This is a genomic window from Aeromicrobium sp. MLTX1 (genome assembly GCF_046452335.1).
In the GTDB taxonomy this organism is placed as follows: Bacteria; Actinomycetota; Actinomycetes; order Propionibacteriales; family Nocardioidaceae; genus Aeromicrobium.
In genome coordinates this window covers 399,256-417,545 of record NZ_JBKFDN010000001.1, presented here as the reverse complement: position 1 = coordinate 417,545, position 18,290 = coordinate 399,256, and the positions used below count along the sequence as shown (strand labels likewise).

Below are 18,290 nucleotides of genomic sequence, written 5' to 3'. Positions count from 1 at the left end.
TCATGCCCACCGGCAAGGTCAAGTGGTACGACCCCGAGAAGGGGTTCGGATTCCTCAGCCGTGAGGACGGCGAGGACGTGTACGTGCGCTCCGACGCGCTGCCGAACGGCGTGACCACGCTCAAGGCCGGCACGCGCGTGGAGTTCGGCATCGCGGCCGGCCGCCGCGGCGACCAGGCCCTGCAGGTCCGCGTGCTCGACCCGACCCCGTCGGTCTCCCAGGCGCAGGCGCACGCCCGCCGCAAGTCGCCCGAGGAGATGGTCGTCATCGTCGAGGACCTCGTGAACCTCCTCGACGGCCTCGGCGAGGGCTACCGCCACGGCCGCCACCCCGAGGGCAAGCGCGCCCGCCAGGTCGCGCAGCTGCTGCGTCGCCTGGCGACGGATCTCGATGCCTGACGCGTGACGGGGGCGCTCGAGGGCTTCGCCGTCATCGGCGCCCTGATCGCGGTCGGCTACGTGCTGGCCGTGGCCCGGGTGCTGGATGCCGACAGCCAGCTCGTGCTGTCGCGCCTCGTCTACTTCGTCGCGACGCCGGCCCTGCTGATCGACGTCCTGGGCTCCACCGACCTCGGGACCGTGTTCGGGCCGTGGTTCGTGGTGGCGGTCGCGGGCGTCGTGGCGACGCTGGCGGTCTACCTGCCGTGGGCGCGCTGGCGCGGTCGATCCCGTCCCGCCGCGGTCGTCGGCGGGCTGTCCGCCTCGTACGCGAACGCGGGCTACCTCGGCCTGCCGATCGCCGGCTACGTCTTGGGCGACGCGGCGTTCGCGCTGCCCACGATGGTGCTCCAGCTGACGATCTACGCGCCGCTCGCGCTGACGTTCCTCAGCATGGAGGCGGGTCACCGCGCCACGCCGTGGGCCTTCCTCCAGGCCGGGCTGCGCAACCCGGTCTCGGTGGCAGCGGTCATCGGCGTCGTGCTGTCGGTCGCGAGCATCGACCTGCCGCGCGTGGTCGACGAGCCGATCTCGCTGCTCGGCGCGATGGCGATCCCGTGCGCGCTGCTGGCGTACGGCGTCTCGCTGCGGTTCGGCCCGCGGATCGGCAGCGGCAACGGCGGCGAGGTCGCCTTCGTCTCGGTGCTCAAGCTCGTCTGGCAGCCGCTCGTGGCGTACCTCGTCGCCCGGTTCCTGCTCGACCTCGACGCCCTCGAGGTCGCCGGCGTCACCATGATGGCGGCGCTGCCGACCGCCCAGAACGTCTTCGTCTACGCCACGCGGTTCGGCCGCGCCCAGCTGCTCGCCCGCGACTGCGTGGCCGTCACGACGACCGCCTCGCTGCCGGTGCTCGTGGTGCTGGCGGCACTGCTGGTCCCCGGCGGAGCGGCGGGGTGAGACGACGCCCGGGGATCGGCCGACCCTGTTGGTCCGGTGTGGCGCGGTGGGGGACAATCGAGCCATGAGCACGGCGACCTCTCCTGCACGCGCGGCCCTCGACGCCAGCGCCGACGACGGCACGGTCGGCGACCACCTCGGCAGCACCGAGGAGGCGCCCGGCCTCGTCACCGAGCGCTTCGCCTGCCTGCTGCCGGGCTATCGCGGCTGGTACTGGGCCGTCAGCACGTCGGTGCTCGGCGACGAGGTCACGATCAACGACATCGTGCTGCTGCCCGGCGACGACGCGATCGTCGCGCCCGCGTGGACGCCCTACCGCGAGCGCATCCGCCCGGGCGACCTCGGCCCCGGCGACGTCCTGCCGCCCGAGGAGGACGACATCCGCCTCGTGCCCGCGTGGTCCGCGGGCGACGGCGACGGCACCGGAGTCGTCGACCGCCACTACGCGCGCGAGATCGGTCTCGGCCGCGAGTGGGTCCTGTCGATCGAGGGGCGCGAGGACGCCGCCGAGCGCTGGTACGAGGGCGAGTCCGGCCCCGACACCCCCATCGCGAAGCAGGCGCCCGGCGTCTGCGGCACGTGCGGCTTCCTGGTCTCGCTCGCGGGCGACCTGTCCGACCGCTTCGGCGTGTGCGCCAACAAGATGGCCAACGCCGACGGCCGGGTCGTCGCCCTCACCCACGGGTGCGGCGCGCACTCGGGCACGCGGCCCAAGCGCTCGTCGTCGGCCTCCAGGCTGCCCGATCCGGTCTTCGACACGACGCGTGCCGAGCTCGAGGACTTCTGAGTCGGTCGTGCTCGGTGCGATGCGGGGCCGGGTGGCCTCAGCTGCGGCGACGCCGGCCGACGGGCCGGTCCGTGGCCTCGCCGGTCGGGGCGGGTGCCTCGGTCTGAGGCTCCTCGGTGGTCTCCACGAGGGGCGAGGCGATCGGCGGCGGGACGTCGTCGGCCGGGATCACGGTCTGCACCGGTGCGGTGGCGGCGCGCTCGGCGAGCATGTCGCGGCGGCGCTTGCAGAACTCGATGCCCATGAGGCCCAGCCCCAGCCCCGCGAACGCGGTCCACAGCCACCACGTGCGGCCCTGGTCCTGCAGGTTGCCCCAGAACGGGAGCAGCGCGAGCGCCACGACACCCCAGCCGATCGTGCCGACGGTCATCGTGCGGACGCCGTCGACGTCCATCGGCTCGACCGCGGCGACCCGGTGGGTCGTCTTGCCGAACTCGAGCTCGGTGACCTCGGGACGGCCCAGGTCGGGGATGCGGGAGCGCTTGTCGCGGGCCATGCCTCCACGATAACCCGCCCCCGAGCGACGAAGGTGACCCTGTGAACCCCCGCCACCGCAGGCTGCTGATCCCCGGCCTGCTCATCGCCCTGATCGTCGTGGTCGTGGTGGCCTCGCTCGCCGACCGCGCGGGCGCCGCCACCGCCGAGCCCGAGGTCGTGCTGACCGACCCGCGCATCACCGAGTCCAGCGGGCTTGCGGTCAGCGCCGAGCACGACGACCTCGCGTACACGGTCAACGACTCCGGCAACGCCGCCGAGGTGTTCGCGGTCGACCTCTCGACCGGCGAGGTCGCCGGCGTCACCACGGTGCGCGCGGACTTCCGCGATGTGGAGGCGCTGGCGCTGCGCGACGGCACGCTGTGGATCGGCGACGTGGGCGACAACCGGCGCGAGCGCGACGACCTCGCGCTCTACGCGATCGACGAGCCCGGTCGCACGACCGCCACGGTCGAGCCGCGCCGCTTCGCCGTCTCGCTGGAGGGCGGGCCGGCCGACGTCGAGACGCTGCTCGCGCCGCCAGGGTCCGACCTGCTGCAGGTCGTCACGAAGACCGTCTCCGACGCCACGGTGCTGACCCTCGCCGAGGGCGACCTCGACGCCTCCGGATCCACCGAGTTCGAGGCGACCACCTCGGGCCTGCCGCCGCTCGTCACCGACGGTGCGTACTCGCCCGACGGCTCGCGCGTGGCCCTGCTGTCCTACGGCTCGCTGTGGTCGATGGTCCCCGCGGACTGGAGCTTCGTCGGCAGCGGGTCGCTGCCACCGCTCGAGCAGTCCGAGACGGTCGCGTTCGTGTCGGACGACGAGGTCCTCGTGGGCAGCGAGGGGGAGGCCTCGCCGCTGTACCGGCTCGACCTGCCGGTGTCCGGAGCCGCGGCCGACCGCGTCGCGACCGTGGCCACCTCGACACCCGAGCCGACTCCGGCGGCCGAGCCGGCCGCCACCTCCTCGGAGGAGTCCGAGGGCTTCGCGATCGGTCTTCGGACGCTCGTGGTGGGCGGCATCGGCCTCGCCGCGGTGCTGGCGCTGGCGGTGCTGGTCATGGCCCGGCGGGGGCGGTCGAGGGCCTGACCCCGAGCGCTACGGTGTGGCCATGAAGATCGCGCTGGGAGACAGGTCACCGCAGGTCCACGAGTCGGCGTTCGTCGCCCCCAACGCCACGTTGGTGGGCTCGGTCGTCCTCGAGGAGGGGTCGAGCGTCTGGTACGGCGCGGTCCTGCGGGCCGACAACGAGCCGATCACGATCGGCCGCGGCAGCAACGTGCAGGACAACTGCGTCTTCCACGTCGACCAGGGCAAGCCGCTGACCCTCGGCGAGGGCGTCTCGGTGGGCCACGGCGCGATCATCCACGGCGCCACCGTCGGCGACCACGTCCTGGTGGGCATGGGCGCCACGATCCTCAACGGCGCCGAGATCGGCGACGAGTGCCTCATCGCCGCGAACGCCCTCGTGCCCCAGGGCGCCGTCATCCCGCCGCGCTCGCTCGTGGCCGGCGTCCCCGGCAAGGTGCGCCGCGAGCTCACCGACGACGAGGTCGCCACGCTGCACCTCAACGCCGCCATCTACGAGGAGCACCGCGAGCTCCACCGCGGCGCGACGGTGATCGACTAGGGCCGCTCAGCTGAGCCGCTCGACCACGTGGTCGAGGCAGCGCGTGAGCGCGGTGACGTCGTCGGGGTCGATGGCGGGGAACATCGCGATGCGCAGCTGGTTGCGGCCCAGGCCGCGGTAGCCGGCGACGTCGACGATGCCGTTCTCGCGCAGGGCGGCGACGACGTCGGCCGCGGCCACGCCCTCGAGGTCGATCGTGCCGACGACGAGCGAGCGGTCGGCCGGGTCGGGCACGAACGGAGTCGCGTACGAGCTGGCCTCGGCCCACGCGTAGAGCCGCTGCGACGACTCGGTGGTGCGCGAGACGGCCCAGTCGAGGCCGCCGCTCTCGTTCAGCCAGCGCACCTGCTGGTCCATGAGGAACAGCGTGGCCACGGCCGGGGTGTTGTAGGTCTGGTCCTTCAGCGAGTTGTCGATCGCCGTGGGCAGGTCGAGGAAGCCCGGGATGTGCCGGCCGGACTCCTTGATCCGCCGCGCCCGCTCCATCGCGGCGGGCGACATGAGCGCCACCCACAGGCCGCCGTCGGAGGCGAAGCCCTTCTGCGGCGCGAAGTAGTAGACGTCGGTCTCGGCGACGTCGACCGGCAGCCCGGCGGCGCCCGAGGTCGCGTCGACCAGCACGAGCGAACCCTCGTCGATGCCCTCGGGCCGCCGCACGGAGGTCATGACGCCGGTCGAGGTCTCGTTGTGCGCCCACGCGTACGCGTCGACGCCCGCCGTCGCGTGCGGCTCGGGGTGCGTCGAGACGTCGGACTCGAGCAGCTCGGGGTCCTCCAGGAACGGCGCCGCCGCGACCGCCCGGGCGAACTTCGCGGTGAACTCGCCGTGCACGAGGTGCTGGCTGCGCCGCTCGATCAGGCCGAACATCGCGGCGTCGAAGAAGGCGTGCGAGCCACCGACGCCGAGCACGACCTCGTAGCCGTCGGGCAGCGAGAACAGGTCGGCGAGGCCGGACCGGACGCTGCCGACGAGCGACTTCACGGGCGCCGCGCGGTGCGACGTCCCCATCAGGGAGGTGCCGGTGGCGGCCAGGGCGTCGAGCGCCTCGGTGCGCACCTTCGAGGGACCGGAGCCGAAGCGGCCGTCGCGGGGGAGGAGCTCGTCGGGGATCTGCACGGCGTCATTCTCGCAGGAGGTCCGGGAACGATGCGTTGAACGGTCGGCCGAAGGGGACGGCTACCATGCCACGCATGGCAGCAGACCAGCCCGTGGTGCCTCTGGCCGAGGGCATCGAGCACGACCTGTCGGAGTGGGAGAAGGCCACTGCGGCCGTCCTGCGCAAGACGCGTCGGCTCACCGAGGACGCCCCCGACTCCGACGTGTGGTCCGCGCTGACCACCACCACGCTCGACGGGCTCAGCATCACGCCGCTGGGCACCGCCGACGCCGTCGCCGACGTCCCCGAGACCGGCCTGCCGGGCGAGGCGCCGTACACGCGCGGCTCCGGCACCGCCGACCCCGAGCTCGAGGGCTGGGACGTGCGCGGTTGGTTCACCGACCCGGCCACGCGTCCCGAGGACCTCACCACCGAGCTGGAGAACGGCGGCAACTCGCTGTGGCTCACGGTGGGGAAGCGCGGCATCGCCGCCGACCGCCTCGCCGAGCTGCTCGAGCCGGTCTTCCTCGACCTCGCGCCCGTCGTGCTCGACGCGCCCGAGGACCCCGTCGCCGCCGCCGAGGCCTTCCTCGTGGTCTGCCGCGACAAGGGCGTCGACCCGCACCCGCTGACCAACCTCGGCGGTGGCGGTCACGATCTCGATGCCGTCGTCCGCGTCGCCACGCTGGCGAAGGAGGCCGGCGTCCGCGGCGTCGTCGTCGACGCCAGCGCGCTGCACGACCAGGGCGCCTCGGACGTGCAGGAGCTGGCCTGGTCGATGATGGTCGCGGTCACGTACCTGCGCGCCCTCGAGGCCGCCGGCCTCACCGCCGACGAGGCCGCCGCGCAGCTGGAGTTCCGCTACGCCGCCACCGACGAGCAGTTCCCCACGATCGCCAAGCTGCGCGCCGCCCGCGCCCTGTGGAACCGGGTCGGCGAGATGAGCGGCATCGGCGAGGAGGCGCGTGCCCAGCGCCAGCACGCCGTCACGTCGCGGCCGATGATGGCGCGCTACGACTCCTACACGAACATGCTGCGCACGACCGTCGCCGGCTTCGCGGCGGGCGTCGGCGGCGCCGACGCGATCACCGTGCTGCCGTTCGACGAGCCGCTCGGCCTGCCCACGCCGTTCAGCCGCCGCATCGCGCGCAACACCTCGAGCCTGCTGATCCACGAGTCGCACGTCGCGAAGGTGGCCGACCCGGCCGGCGGCGCGTACGCGGTGGAGAAGCTCACCGACGACCTGGCGATGGCCGCCTGGGAGCTCTTCGCCGAGCTCGACGGCCTCGACGAGCTGGAGGGCGTCGCCGACCTCGACGCGGCCGCCCAGCGCCTCGAGCCGCTCGTGGAGGCCGTCCGCAACGACCGCGCGCTCCAGATCGCCCAGCGGCGCCGCCCCATCACGGGCATCAGCGAGTTCCCGAACGCCGCCGAGACGCTGCCCGAGCGCCAGCCGTACCCCGTCGCGCCGCAGGTCCACCGGTACGCGGGCGAGTTCGAGCAGATGCGCGACGAGCCGATGGCCCAGCCGGTCTTCCTGGCCACGCTCGGCCCGATCGCCGCGCACACCGCCCGCGCCACGTTCGCCATCAACCTGCTGGCCGCCGGCGGCATCGGGATCGGCTCGGCCGGCCCCACCGCCGATGTCGCCGAGGTCCTCGACAAGTACCTCGAGGCCGGGGCGCCCCCGGTGGTCTGCCTCGCGGGCACCGACGCCGCCTACGGCGAGTGGGGTGCCGACCTGGTCGCCGCCCTGCGCGAGAACGGCGCCTCGTACGTCGTCGTCGCGGGCAAGACCGATCTCGGCCAGGACGCGTCGGCCGCCATGGGCCTCGACGCGCTGGCCTTCCTCCGACAGATGCGTGAGGTGCTCGCATGACCACTCCGAAGTCGTTCGCCGGCGAGCCCTGGCAGAGCCCGGAGGGGATCCCGGTCAAGCGGCTCTACACGCCCGCCGACCTCGAGGGCCTCGACGCCCTCGACACCTACCCGGGCATGACCCCGTTCCTGCGCGGTCCGTACCCGGCGATGTACACGACCCAGCCGTGGACGATCCGCCAGTACGCCGGCTTCTCCACCGCCGAGGAGTCCAACGCGTTCTACCGCCGCAACCTGGCCGCCGGCCAAAAGGGCCTGTCGGTCGCGTTCGACCTGGCCACCCACCGCGGCTACGACTCCGACAACCCGCGCGTCGTCGGCGACGTGGGCATGGCCGGCGTCGCGATCGACTCGATCTACGACACGCGCACCCTGTTCGACGGCATCCCGCTCGACCAGATGAGCGTCTCGATGACGATGAACGGCGCCGTGCTGCCGGTGCTGGCGCTCTACATCGTGGCGGCCGAGGAGCAGGGCGTGAAGCCCGAGCAGCTGGCCGGGACCATCCAGAACGACATCCTCAAGGAGTTCATGGTCCGGAACACGTACATCTACCCGCCGGCGCCGTCGATGCGGATCATCTCCGACATCTTCGCGTACACGGCGGCCAAGATGCCGCGGTTCAACTCCATCTCGATCTCCGGCTACCACATCCAGGAGGCCGGGGCGACGAACGACCTCGAGCTGGCGTACACGCTCGCCGACGGCGTCGAGTACATCCGCTCGGGCCTCGACGTGGGCCTCGACATCGACGCGTTCGCGCCGCGGCTGAGCTTCTTCTGGGCCATCGGCATGAACTTCTTCATGGAGGTCGCCAAGCTGCGCGCCGCCCGCGCCCTCTGGGCCCGGCTGGTCAGCGACTTCGATCCGAAGAACCCCAAGTCGCTGAGCCTGCGCACGCACTCGCAGACCTCGGGCTGGAGCCTCACGGCGCAGGACGTCTACAACAACGTCCAGCGCACCGCGATCGAGGCGATGGCGGCCACGCAGGGCCACACGCAGAGCCTGCACACCAACGCGCTCGACGAGGCCATCGCGCTGCCGACGGACTTCAGCGCCCGCATCGCCCGCAACACCCAGCTGCTGCTCCAGCAGGAGTCGGGCACGACGCAGACGATCGACCCGTGGGCCGGCTCGTACTACGTCGAGAGGCTGACGCACGACCTCGCGAACCGCGCCTGGGCGCACATCCAGGAGGTCGAGGCGGCCGGCGGCATGGCCAAGGCGATCGACGAGGGCATCCCCAAGATGCGCATCGAGGAGGCCGCGGCGCGCACGCAGGCCCGCATCGACTCCGGTCAGCAGGTCGTCGTCGGCGTCAACACCTACCGCGTGCCCGACGAGGAGCCCTTCGAGGTCCTCAAGGTCGACAACCAGGCCGTGCTCGCGTCGCAGATCTCCAAGCTCGAGCGCCTGCGCGCCGAGCGGAACGACGACGACGTGCGGTCGGCCCTCGAGGCGCTTACGAACTCGGCCGAGCGCGGCTCGCGCCGTGACGGCTCGCTCGACGGCAACCTGCTCGACCTCGCGGTCAACGCCGCGCGGGCCAAGGCCACGGTCGGGGAGATCAGCGACGCCCTGGAGAAGGTCTACGGGCGCCACCAAGCGGTCATCCGTACGATCTCGGGTGTGTACCGCAGCGAGGCCGGCCAGTCGGGCAACATCGCCCGGGTCATCGAAGCCACCGACGAGTTCGAGCGCGAGGAGGGCCGCCGCCCGCGCATCCTCGTGGCGAAGATGGGCCAGGACGGTCACGACCGCGGCCAGAAGGTCATCGTCACCGCGTTCGCCGACATGGGCTTCGACGTCGACGTGGGCCCGCTGTTCTCGACGCCGGAGGAGGTCGCCCAGCAGGCCGTGGACGCCGACGTCCACGTCGTGGGCGTCTCCTCCCTCGCAGCGGGGCACCTCACCCTGCTGCCGGCGCTCAAGGCCGCGCTGGAGGAGCAGGGCCGTCCGGACATCATGGTCGTCATCGGCGGCGTGATCCCCCCGGACGACGTGCCCACGCTCAAGGAGATGGGTGCGGCCGAGGTGTTCCTGCCCGGCACGGTCATCGCCGACTCCGCGCTCGACCTGCTGGAGAAGCTGCGCGCCTCCGACGCGTGACGTGTAACTGTCGGTTGCACTAGCCTGCGGGCGTGGACACACGCCTCGACACTCGTCCGGACACCCGTCTGGACTACATGGACCACGCCTCGTACCTGGCGTTCCGTGCGATGGGGCACCACCCGACGCTGCACTACACGTGGGTCTACGACCGCGAGGTCGACCTCGAGGCGCTGCGCCGGCTGTCCGACCGACTCCAGCACGGGCGGTTTGCCCGCGTCGTCGAGCCCGCGCAGGTGTGGGGCGGCCGCGCCCGGTGGGTCCGTCCCGACCGGCCGGTGCCGATCGAGGTCGAGGCCGCGCCGCGGCCGCGGTCGCAGGTCGAGCAGTGGTCCGTCGAGGTCTCGCGCCGGCCCCTCGACCCGATCGCGGGGCCGCCGTGGCGCTTCGGCGTCCTGCGGCTCGACGACGGCGGCAGCGCCGTCGCGATCGTCGTCTCCCACACGGTCACCGACGGGGTCGGCGTCCTGCTCGGCCTGCGTGAGGCGGTCGAGGGCCACGACCTCGACCTCGCCTACCCGCCACGTGGGGCCGTGCGGGGCAGCCGCGTGTCCCAGTGGCGCGAGGTGCTGGCGTCGCTGCCCGAGAAGGCGCGAGCCCTGCGCGCCGTGGTCCGCCAGATGCGCGCCGAGCGGAGCCTGCCGCACCGCGAGTCGACGGCCGCGCTCCCGGCCTCGCCCACGGACACCCGCGCGACCCGGCTGCCCGACCGCGACGGTGCCGCCCGGATCGTGACCTTCGTGTCCGAGGCGGCCTGGGACGCGTGCGCGCAGCGCCTCGGTGGCACGTCCAACGTCCTCGCGTCGGCCGTGGCTGCCCGGCTGGGGCACCACTTGGGACGCGTGCAGCGCAACGGCACGGTGAACCTCACGATCCCGGTGAGCGTCCGCGAGGGCGACGACGACCTGCGCGGCAACGCCCTGTCGTCGGTCGTCGTCACGCTCGACCCGGCCGAGGTGACGCACGACCTGCGTCCCGCCCGCGCGGCGATGAAGGCCGCCCTGAGCGCGCAGGACGCGCAGCAGCTGCCCCTGCTGGCGGCCCTCCCGCTCGTCCCGTTCGTGCCCGTCTGGCTGCTGCGCCGCGTCGAGCGGTTCGCGCTGGGCGCCGACGTCAACGCGGTGGGCTGCTCCAACCTCGGCCGCGTGCCCGATGCGGTGGAGCGGATCGACGGGCAGCCGTGCCAGTACGCCTTCGGCCAGTTCAACGAGCCGGGACGACCGACCGCCGAGCTCGTCCGCCTGGGTGGTCAGGGGTTCCTGGGCGTCACGTTCTCCGGCGGCCGGGTGGTGATCAACGCCGTGGCGTTCCGGCCCGGCGGGGACAACTCCGACGAGACGCTCCTCGCGATCGTGCACGACGTGATCGACGAGCTCGCCCTGGGACCGCCACTGCCGTGGTGACTCCGACCCACGCCCTAGACTCACTGGCGTGATCGACGTGGAACAGGTGGCGGAGGGGGTCCGCGCCGGCCAGCGGGCAGCGGTCTCGCGAGCGATCACCCTCGTCGAGTCACGCCGCTCCGACCACCGCGCCGCCGCGCGCGAGCTGCTGGCCGGACTGGCCGCGGCGCCCGACTCGAAGGTCGGGGGAGCCGTCCGCGTGGGCATTTCCGGCGTCCCCGGCGTCGGCAAGTCCACGTTCATCGAGGCCCTCGGCGTCCACCTGACCGAGCGCGGCCACCGCGTCGGCGTCCTCGCCGTCGACCCCTCGAGCGTGCGCACGCGCGGCTCGGTGCTGGGCGACAAGACCCGCATGGTCCGCCTGTCCACCGACCCGAACGCCTACATCCGCCCCTCGCCCAGTGCGGGGAGCCTCGGCGGCGTCGCGCGCGCCACCAGCCAGGCCCTGACGATCCTCGAGGCCGCCGGGTACGACGTCGTGCTGGTCGAGACCGTCGGCGTCGGCCAGTCCGAGATCACGGTCGCCGGCATGGTCGACACCTTCCTGTTCCTCACGCTGGCGCGCACCGGTGACCAGCTCCAGGGCATCAAGAAGGGCATCCTCGAGATCGCCGACGTCATCACCGTCAACAAGGCCGACGGCGAGCGCGCCCGCGAGGCCGAGTCCACCGCCCGCGAGCTGGCCGGCGCCCTGCGCCTGGTCTACGCCGGCACGCAGGACTGGGTGCCGCCCGTGCTGACCTGCTCGGCGCTCGAGGGCACCGGCATCGACACCGTGTGGAGCCGGGTCCTGCGTCACCGCGAGTTCATGGGCCACCGCGGCGTCGAGGAGAAGCGCGCGCAGCAGCAGCTCGACTTCACGTGGACGCTCGTCCGCGACGAGATCGAGCAGCGGCTCGCCACCGACGAGTCCGTCGCGCAGGTCCGCCAGCAGGTGCGCGACGAGGTCCTCGCGGGGCGCCTCTCGCCGGCGGCCGCCGCCGACGAGATCCTCGCCGCCTTCGACTCCTGACCGCCGGATCGCGGTACGCGGACGTGCGTGCCAGCATGGTGCGGTGAAGCGCACCGTCACCGCCCACCTCGAACTGCACGCCTTCGACCGCGCCGACCTCGTCCTCTCGATCGCCGTCGCCGCCAACATCGCCACCGAGCGCGAGACGCTGCGGGTGGTCCAGGACGGGACCGCGCTCGAGGCCCGCGAGATCGCGGGGCGCCACGAGACCCGGCTGCACCGCGTCGACGCTCCCGCCGGGCCCATCACGATCGACTACGAGGCCGTCGTCACGGGTCACGCGGGCCCGATCGCCACGGAGGAGCTCGACATCATCGAGTACCGCCGGCCCAGCCGCTACGCGCCCTCGGACTCGCTCTTCGCGATCGCCAAGGCCGAGTTCACGGGTCTCGCCGGCAAGGACCTGCTCGACGCGGTCACGTCGTGGGTCGGCACCCATCTGTCCTACGTGCCGGGCAGCAGCCGGCCGACCGACGGCGCCGTCCAGACCATGCTCAAGCGCCAGGGCGTGTGCCGCGACTACGCGCACCTCGTGATCGCCCTCCTGCGCGCCCACGACGTGCCCGCCCGGCTGGTCTCGGTCTACGCCCCGGGCCTGCAGCCGATGGACTTCCACGCGGTCGCCGAGGCGTACATCGACGGGGAGTGGCACGTCGTCGACGCGACAGCGCTGGCTCCCCGCGAGACGATGGTCCGGATCGCCACGGGGATGGACGCCTCGGAGACGGCGTTCCTGTCGCAGCACCACGCCGCGGTGAACCTGAACCGGCTGACGGTGACGGCCGTCGTGGACGAGCTGCCCCAGGACGACGTGACCGAGCTGGTCGCCCTCGGGTGAGTCGCTCAGGGTTCAACTCTCAGTGACAACACGCCGGAAAGAACCACGGACCTAGTTCCAAAGGACTAGCGCATGGGTTAGTGTTCCCTCATGCGACCGCCGCGTCGCCGCATCACCTCGGGGGGGTGATACGGCGCCGCGGCATCGTTCTTTCCGCGGCCGTTGCGGCTTCAGGAGGGTCGCGGCAGGGCGTTCATGTCCACGAGACGCCGGTACACGTAGGGCGTCATGGTGCGCACGTACGTCACGCTCAGGTGCGTGATGTCGCGGTACACGTTCACGCCGCCGATGATCGCCGGGCAGGTCTCGTCGTCGCAGTAGAGGTCGCTCAGGTCGAGCGTCTGCGCGCCGTCGACCTCGCGCCCCGTGGCGGCGAACGCGTCGAACTTCGACAGCGCCTCCTCGCGGGTGAACGCGCAGGCGTCGGGCGTGATCTCGTCGAGCTGCGACAGGCACTTCTGCGGAGCGCGCGGCAGGCGCGGGTTGTCGCGGATCGCCACCACGCGCACGCCGCGGTCGAGGACCGGCTGCCAGGCGGCCTCCATGCTCTCGACCCGCTCGTCGTCGGAGCCCGTGAGCATCTGGGCGTAGCCCGTGGTCAGGATCAGGTCGGTGGAGTCGGTGCGGTCGAGGAGCCACTCCTGGAGGTTCTGCTTCCACTCCTGGCAGCTGCTGACGCGCAGCGGGTCGTCGTGGCGGATCTCGTCGCGCGTCCACGAGCAGCTGGACTTGAGCTGCGCCGACAGCGTGATGAGCTTCTGGTCGGCCATCCGGACCAGCGCCGGCAGGAACGAGCGGGCGTGCGAGTCGCCCAGCAGCGTCACGTGCGGCAGCGACCGGTCGGAGAGGTCGCCGAACGTGCAGTCGTTCAGCTCGGTGTCGTGGACGCCGGCGAAGCAGCCCGGGTAGTCCTTCGCGTAGTCGGTGACCACGGCCTCGGGCGTCGGGATCAGCTGGTCGTCGAGGTCGGGGTTGTGGCACGGGTTCTCGGGATCGCGGGAGGCGGCGCCGAAGCACGGCGGCGCGTCCTCCTCGAGCTGCGCGGCGACCTTGGCCGCGCGCTCCTGGGCGGAGGCGGCCGACTGGACGCCCACCATCGAGCCGCCGACCAGCAGGGCCGCGCCGACCAGGGTGGCGAGGCCGGTGGTGGCCGGGCGGCGCAGGCCGAACCGGTGCGTGAACCGCACCGGGTCCTCGACCCAGCGCTTCGTCGCCCACGAGACCACGATCGTGAACACGAGGATCCCGACGCGCTCCCAGAAGCCCAGCTCGGCGCCGAGGATGAACGGCAGGATGACGATCGGCGGCCAGTGCCACAGGTACATCGAGTACGAGATCTCGCCCAGCGTGTGCGTGGGACGCCAGCGCATCAGCGGCGCGGGGGAGAGGAGCCCGCGCGGCTCGCCGGCCCAGATGACCACCAGCGTCGCGACGACGGGCACGATCGCCGCGGTGCCGGGGAACGGCGTGGACTCGTCGTAGACGAAACCGCACCAGGCGAGGGTCAGGAAGCCCGCCCACGACAGCAGCGCCGTGGGGGTGCCGCGGCGCACGGTGGCGCTGCCCATCCAGAGTGCGAGCAGCGCGCCGGCGCCGAACTGCCAGGCGCGGGCCGGGGTGACGAAGTAGGCCGCCGGCGGATTCGCCTGAGTGATCCAGAGCGAGTACGCCAGGCTCGCGGCCGTGGCGGCGCCGAGCACGATCGCCACCATGAGCCTGCGGGAGCGACCCATCCGCACGGCCAGCACGGTGGCGAGCAGCACCAGCAGCGGCCACACGAGGTAGAACTGCTCCTCGATCGAGAGCGTCCAGTAGTGCTGTACCGCGGTGGGGTCGTTCTCGGCGGCGAGGTAGTCCACGGAGTCGGCCGCGAGCGCCCAGTTCTGCACGTACAGCGCCGACGCGACGATCTCCTTGAAGTTCTGGCCCCACGAGACCAGCGGCATCCACAGCCACACGGCGACCGCCGAGCAGGCCAGCACGAGGTACGCGGCCGGCAGCAGGCGCCGGGCGCGACGGGCCCAGAAGCGCGCCAGGTCGATGCGGCCGGTGTCGGCCGTCTCGCGCAGCAGGTGCCCCGTGATGAGGAATCCGGAGATCACGAAGAAGACGTCGACGCCGATGTAGCCACCGGGCAGACGCCCCGGCCACAGGTGGAAGAGGACGACGAGCATCACGGCGACGGCGCGCAGGGCCGTGATCTCGGCCCGGAAACGGTCGCGAGGAGGGCTGGCGGGCACCGCACCACGATACGAGGCCGCACCTCGTCGTGCCCAACCCGCCGTCCGGCGGGCGACGGGCAGCGCCTCGGTCTCCACCACTAGAATCGACAACTGCGTACCCGGTGGGCGTCGTCCCGCCGTGATGTCGACGGGAACCGAGGAGAGCATGCCTGACGTGGGTCGAGTGCGTCGCCGCGTCGTGGCGATGGTCCCCGAGCGCGCGAAGGACCGCCTGCGCCGAGCCCTCGGCCGCGGTCCGGCACCCCGCCCCCACGCGCGGCTCGCGATCCGGCACGACGCCGGCCTGATCCACTACGCCGGCGAGTTCCGCGACCCGGTGCGCGTCGTGGCCCTCGTGGTCCGGCCCGCCAGCCGCCTCGACCAGGTGGCCGTCCGGCTCGAGCAGCCGGCCTCCGCCCGCTTCGCGTTCACGCTCGACCCCGTGCAGCTGTGGGAGCTCGGCGGTCGCGCCGCCGGCCGATTCGACCTCTTCGCCGAGGTCGAGGGCACGGGGAAGAAGCGCACCGAGCTCCGGCTGGGTCGCTTCGACCACACCGACACGGCCGCCGCGCTCGACCGCATCGAGCTCGAGGGCGCCGCCTCGCCGTTCGGCGAGCAGGTGCACGCCTGGACCCACGTCACCGACCAGGGCAACGTCTCGGTGCGGTACGCCGCCGAGCCGATCCGTCGCTTCGAGGTGGAGGGCACGCGCCTGGACGTCGGCCCGAAGGGCATCGCCACCGAGCTGCTGCTCAAGACCTTCTCGCGGCCCGCCAGCGACATCCGCCTCTCGCTGCAGTGGCGCTTCTCGGGCAGCACGCAGGAGATCCCGGTGCAGATCGTGGAGCGCGACGCGACCGCCACGCACGGCCTGTACGAGTACGCGATCAGCTTCGACCTCATGCCCGACGCCGTCTCCGACGACGAGCGCGAGGGCATCGTCGACCCGCACCTGATCATGGACCTGAGCGGCTTCGACCTGCCGGTGCGCGTGCCGTTCGCGGAGAAGAGCTTCCGCCACTTCCGGCTGCGCGACCTGCCGGTGCCCACCACCGGCGGCGGCCACGTCGACCAGTGGGTGCCCTACCTGACCTTCCGCGCGAAGCGCCTCGCGTTCTGGTCCGAGCGGTTCACCGTGGAGAACCACCGCTACCTGCGCCGCCTCTCGCGCTGGGCGTGGCTGATGACACCGCTGCGGCCGTTCTCCGGCATCTGGCTCGTCGGCGAGGTGCCTTACAAGGCGCAGGACAACGGCTTCGCGCTGTTCCGCTGGATCCGCCGGAACCACCCCGAGCGCCGGGCCTACTACGTGATCGACGCCGACTCGCCCGACCGCGACAAGGTCGAGCCGTTCCGTCAGGTCGTCACCGCCCGCTCGCGCGAGCACATCCGCTACACGGCCCTGGCCTCGCGCTTCGTCGGCAGCCACCACGCCGAGTACCTGCACGCCTCGCGCTCGCCGCGGCTGGCCCGGCACGCGCGCGGCCTGCGTGTGTTCCTCCAGCACGGCGTCACGGGCATGAAGAACGTGCGCCTGAACTACGGCCGACTGCACATGCAGGAGATGCCGCCGGACCGCGTCGTGGTGAACTCCGCGGCCGAGCGCCAGATCTTCATCGAGGACCTCGACTTCTTCCCGTCCCAGGTCGCCGTCACCGGCTTCGCACGCTACGACTCGCTCTTCGAGGGCGAGCCGCAGGTGCAGCGCCGCCTGCTGGTGATGCCCACGTGGCGCGACTGGCTGACCAGCCGCGAGAGCGTGCTGACCAGCACCTACCTGGCCAACTGGCTGGAGTTCCTCAACGACCCGCGGATCCAGGGCCTGCAGCAGCAGGGCGTCGAGATCCTCATGGTGATGCACCCGAACCTGCGGGCGCTCGTGGACGACCTGCCGCTCGAGGGCATCTCGATCGCGCCGCGCGACGCCGACGTGCAGGAGCTCATCCGCACGAGCGCCGCGCTGGTCACCGACTACTCGAGCGTGGCGTGGGACGCCGCGTTCCTGCGTCGTCCGGTGTTCTTCTTCCGCTTCGACGACGCCGTGCTGACCGGCGCGCGCACGCCCTTCGTGGACGCCGCCACCGAGCTGCCCGGTCCGATCGCGCACCGTGCCGCCGACCTCGCGGCCGAGGTGGTCACGTCGGCCGAGTCCGCCTTCACGATGGACGACCTGTACGCCCGTCGGGCCGCGAAGTACCTCGAGCTGCCGACCTCCGGCTACGGCGAGCGCAACTACGAGATGGTGCGCACGGCCGACGGCCTGTCCACGCGGCTGCTGCGGCTGCGCAACCAGCGCTGGGTGCGCGACGCGTTCAAGCGCTTCCGCGCCGGGCCGCACTACTACCGCGCGATGTCGCTGATGTTCCGGTTCGGCAGCCTGCTGCCCCGGCGGGACATCGCGGTGTTCGAGAGCGATCGCGGCAACGCCTACGGTGGCAGCCCGCGCGCGCTCTTCGAGCGGCTCCACGAGCGCGGCACGTCGCTCGACCTCTGGTACGTCAACAACTCCACGCTGCGGGTGCCGCCGGGCACGCACAAGGTGTTCCGGCTGACGCCGCGCTACTTCTGGACCCTCTCGCGGGCGAGGTACTGGGTGTTCAACCAGAACGTCCACGACCTCTGCAAACGCCCCCGTGGCACGCACTACCTGCAGACCTGGCACGGCACCCCGCTCAAGCGGATGCAGAACGACGTGCCGGTCATGTACGGCCGCGCCGACGACTACCACGCGAAGGCGCAGGAGCTCGTGGACCGCTGGTCCAGCCTCGTCTCGCCGAGCCCCTACGCGACCGAGGCGTTCCGGAGCGCGTTCGGCTTCACCGGGCCGATCATCGAGTCGGGCTACCCGGGCAACGACGTGTTCCACACCGAGAAGGGCGCGCAACGGGCGCGGGAGACGCGGCTGCGGCTGGGGCTGGCCGAGGACCGCACCGTGGTGCTCTACGCGCCGACGTTCCGCGACGACGGCCGCGCCGCGGGCGCGAAGGGCGCCTGGGCGCACGACATGGCCCTCGACCTCGGCCGCTTCGCCGAGCGCCTGGGTGACAACGTCACCCTGCTGGTGCGCCTGCACCCGCTGGTGAAGTTCACCTGGCCGAAGGACCTCGACGCGAGCATCGTCAACGTCTCGAAGTACCCGGACACGCAGGACCTGCTGCTGGTGGCCGACGCGCTGATCACGGACTACTCGTCGATCATGTTCGACTACGCCCAGCGCGGCCGGCCGATCATCTCGTACGTGTACGACCTCGAGCACTACCGCGACGACCTGCGCGGCTTCTACGTCGACCTCGAGGAGATCGCGCCCGGCCCGGTGCTGCGCACGAGCGACGAGGTCATCGACGCCGTGGCGAGCCTGCCGGAGCTGGAGACGCGCTACGCCGACCGGCTGGCCGCGTTCCGCGAGCGCTTCGGCGGCCTGGAGGACGGGCACGCCGCCGACCGCGTCATCGACGAGGTCTTCAACGAGTCCGAGCGCGGCGCCATCCCCGACTGAGTCCC

The 18,290-nt window shown here is 72.3% G+C and carries 14 protein-coding genes; 11 read left to right on the top strand and 3 right to left on the bottom strand.

Annotated elements, in window-relative coordinates; translation table 11 throughout:
* The first annotated feature begins 2 nt into the window (after positions 1-2).
* The 3 genes from ACK99Q_RS01930 to ACK99Q_RS01920 all read left to right on the top strand — a co-directional run bounded on the left by ACK99Q_RS01930 (position 3) and on the right by ACK99Q_RS01920 (position 2,121).
* Complete coding sequence (locus ACK99Q_RS01930; RefSeq protein ID WP_179426469.1) at positions 3-398, top strand: cold-shock protein; 396 nt, start codon at positions 3-5, stop codon at positions 396-398.
* Positions 399-401: 3 nt separating this feature from the next.
* Positions 402-1,334: an AEC family transporter gene (locus ACK99Q_RS01925; RefSeq protein ID WP_410184558.1), complete on the top strand. Its 933-nt coding sequence runs from the start codon at positions 402-404 to the stop codon at positions 1,332-1,334.
* A 64-nt stretch (positions 1,335-1,398) separates the two neighbouring features.
* The gene (locus ACK99Q_RS01920) at positions 1,399-2,121 is read left to right on the top strand and encodes a DUF3027 domain-containing protein (protein WP_410184557.1); all 723 of its coding nucleotides are present in this window, start codon (positions 1,399-1,401) and stop codon (positions 2,119-2,121) included.
* A 37-nt stretch (positions 2,122-2,158) separates the two neighbouring features.
* On the opposite strand, the gene ACK99Q_RS01915 is transcribed toward ACK99Q_RS01920, so the two are convergent.
* Positions 2,159-2,617: a hypothetical protein gene (locus ACK99Q_RS01915; RefSeq protein WP_410184556.1), complete on the bottom strand. Its 459-nt coding sequence runs from the start codon at positions 2,615-2,617 to the stop codon at positions 2,159-2,161.
* A gap of 41 nt (positions 2,618-2,658) precedes the next feature.
* Between ACK99Q_RS01915 and ACK99Q_RS01910 the strand changes: the two genes are divergently transcribed.
* Together ACK99Q_RS01910 and ACK99Q_RS01905 are read left to right on the top strand one after the other, a co-directional pair.
* Complete coding sequence (locus ACK99Q_RS01910; protein WP_410184555.1) at positions 2,659-3,690, top strand: hypothetical protein; 1,032 nt, start codon at positions 2,659-2,661, stop codon at positions 3,688-3,690.
* Between the two features lie 22 nt (positions 3,691-3,712).
* Positions 3,713-4,231 (top strand): gamma carbonic anhydrase family protein, encoded by a 519-nt coding sequence (locus ACK99Q_RS01905; RefSeq protein WP_410184554.1) that lies wholly within the window; start codon positions 3,713-3,715, stop codon positions 4,229-4,231.
* 6 nt (positions 4,232-4,237) lie between these two features.
* Here the strand turns inward: ACK99Q_RS01905 and serC are convergent, their stop codons facing one another.
* On the bottom strand, positions 4,238-5,347 hold the full coding sequence (serC, locus tag ACK99Q_RS01900; RefSeq protein WP_410184553.1) for a phosphoserine transaminase: 1,110 nt from the start codon (positions 5,345-5,347) through the stop codon (positions 4,238-4,240).
* A 74-nt stretch (positions 5,348-5,421) separates the two neighbouring features.
* Between serC and ACK99Q_RS01895 the strand changes: the two genes are divergently transcribed.
* The 5 genes from ACK99Q_RS01895 to ACK99Q_RS01875 are packed head-to-tail and all read left to right on the top strand — an operon-like array spanning position 5,422 to position 12,567.
* Positions 5,422-7,206, top strand: coding sequence for a methylmalonyl-CoA mutase family protein (locus ACK99Q_RS01895; RefSeq protein ID WP_410184552.1), 1,785 nt, complete (start codon positions 5,422-5,424; stop codon positions 7,204-7,206).
* Positions 7,203-9,314, top strand: a complete 2,112-nt coding sequence (gene scpA, locus ACK99Q_RS01890; RefSeq protein WP_410184551.1) for a methylmalonyl-CoA mutase — start codon at positions 7,203-7,205, stop codon at positions 9,312-9,314. The genes ACK99Q_RS01895 and scpA overlap by 4 nt, the downstream gene beginning before the upstream one ends.
* Before the next feature lie 32 nt (positions 9,315-9,346).
* Entirely contained in the window at positions 9,347-10,717 is a 1,371-nt protein-coding gene (locus tag ACK99Q_RS01885; RefSeq protein ID WP_410184550.1) for a hypothetical protein, read from the top strand.
* Between the two features lie 28 nt (positions 10,718-10,745).
* A complete protein-coding gene (meaB, locus tag ACK99Q_RS01880) occupies positions 10,746-11,729 on the top strand; it encodes a methylmalonyl Co-A mutase-associated GTPase MeaB (RefSeq protein WP_410184549.1) in 984 nt (327 codons plus the stop codon).
* 43 nt (positions 11,730-11,772) lie between these two features.
* On the top strand, positions 11,773-12,567 hold the full coding sequence (locus ACK99Q_RS01875) for a transglutaminase-like domain-containing protein (RefSeq protein WP_179426449.1): 795 nt from the start codon (positions 11,773-11,775) through the stop codon (positions 12,565-12,567).
* Between the two features lie 170 nt (positions 12,568-12,737).
* Here ACK99Q_RS01875 and ACK99Q_RS01870 read toward each other — a convergent pair whose 3' ends face one another.
* Positions 12,738-14,807 carry an acyltransferase family protein gene (locus tag ACK99Q_RS01870; protein ID WP_410184548.1) on the bottom strand — a complete coding sequence of 690 codons (2,070 nt, stop codon included), beginning with the start codon at positions 14,805-14,807 and terminating at the stop codon, positions 12,738-12,740.
* A gap of 157 nt (positions 14,808-14,964) precedes the next feature.
* On the opposite strand from ACK99Q_RS01870, the gene ACK99Q_RS01865 reads away from it, so the two are divergent.
* The gene (locus ACK99Q_RS01865; protein ID WP_410184547.1) at positions 14,965-18,285 is read left to right on the top strand and encodes a CDP-glycerol glycerophosphotransferase family protein; all 3,321 of its coding nucleotides are present in this window, start codon (positions 14,965-14,967) and stop codon (positions 18,283-18,285) included.
* Positions 18,286-18,290: the final 5 nt, after the last annotated feature.

Coding starts and splice junctions, on each gene's coding strand:
- ACK99Q_RS01905 (WP_410184554.1), top strand. CDS start 3,713: ATGAAGATCGCGCTGGGAGACAGGTCACCGCAGGTCCACGAGTCGGCG.
- ACK99Q_RS01930 (WP_179426469.1), top strand. CDS start 3: ATGCCCACCGGCAAGGTCAAGTGGTACGACCCCGAGAAGGGGTTCGGA.
- ACK99Q_RS01920 (WP_410184557.1), top strand. CDS start 1,399: ATGAGCACGGCGACCTCTCCTGCACGCGCGGCCCTCGACGCCAGCGCC.
- ACK99Q_RS01915 (WP_410184556.1), bottom strand. CDS start 2,617: ATGGCCCGCGACAAGCGCTCCCGCATCCCCGACCTGGGCCGTCCCGAG.
- ACK99Q_RS01895 (WP_410184552.1), top strand. CDS start 5,422: ATGGCAGCAGACCAGCCCGTGGTGCCTCTGGCCGAGGGCATCGAGCAC.
- scpA (WP_410184551.1), top strand. CDS start 7,203: ATGACCACTCCGAAGTCGTTCGCCGGCGAGCCCTGGCAGAGCCCGGAG.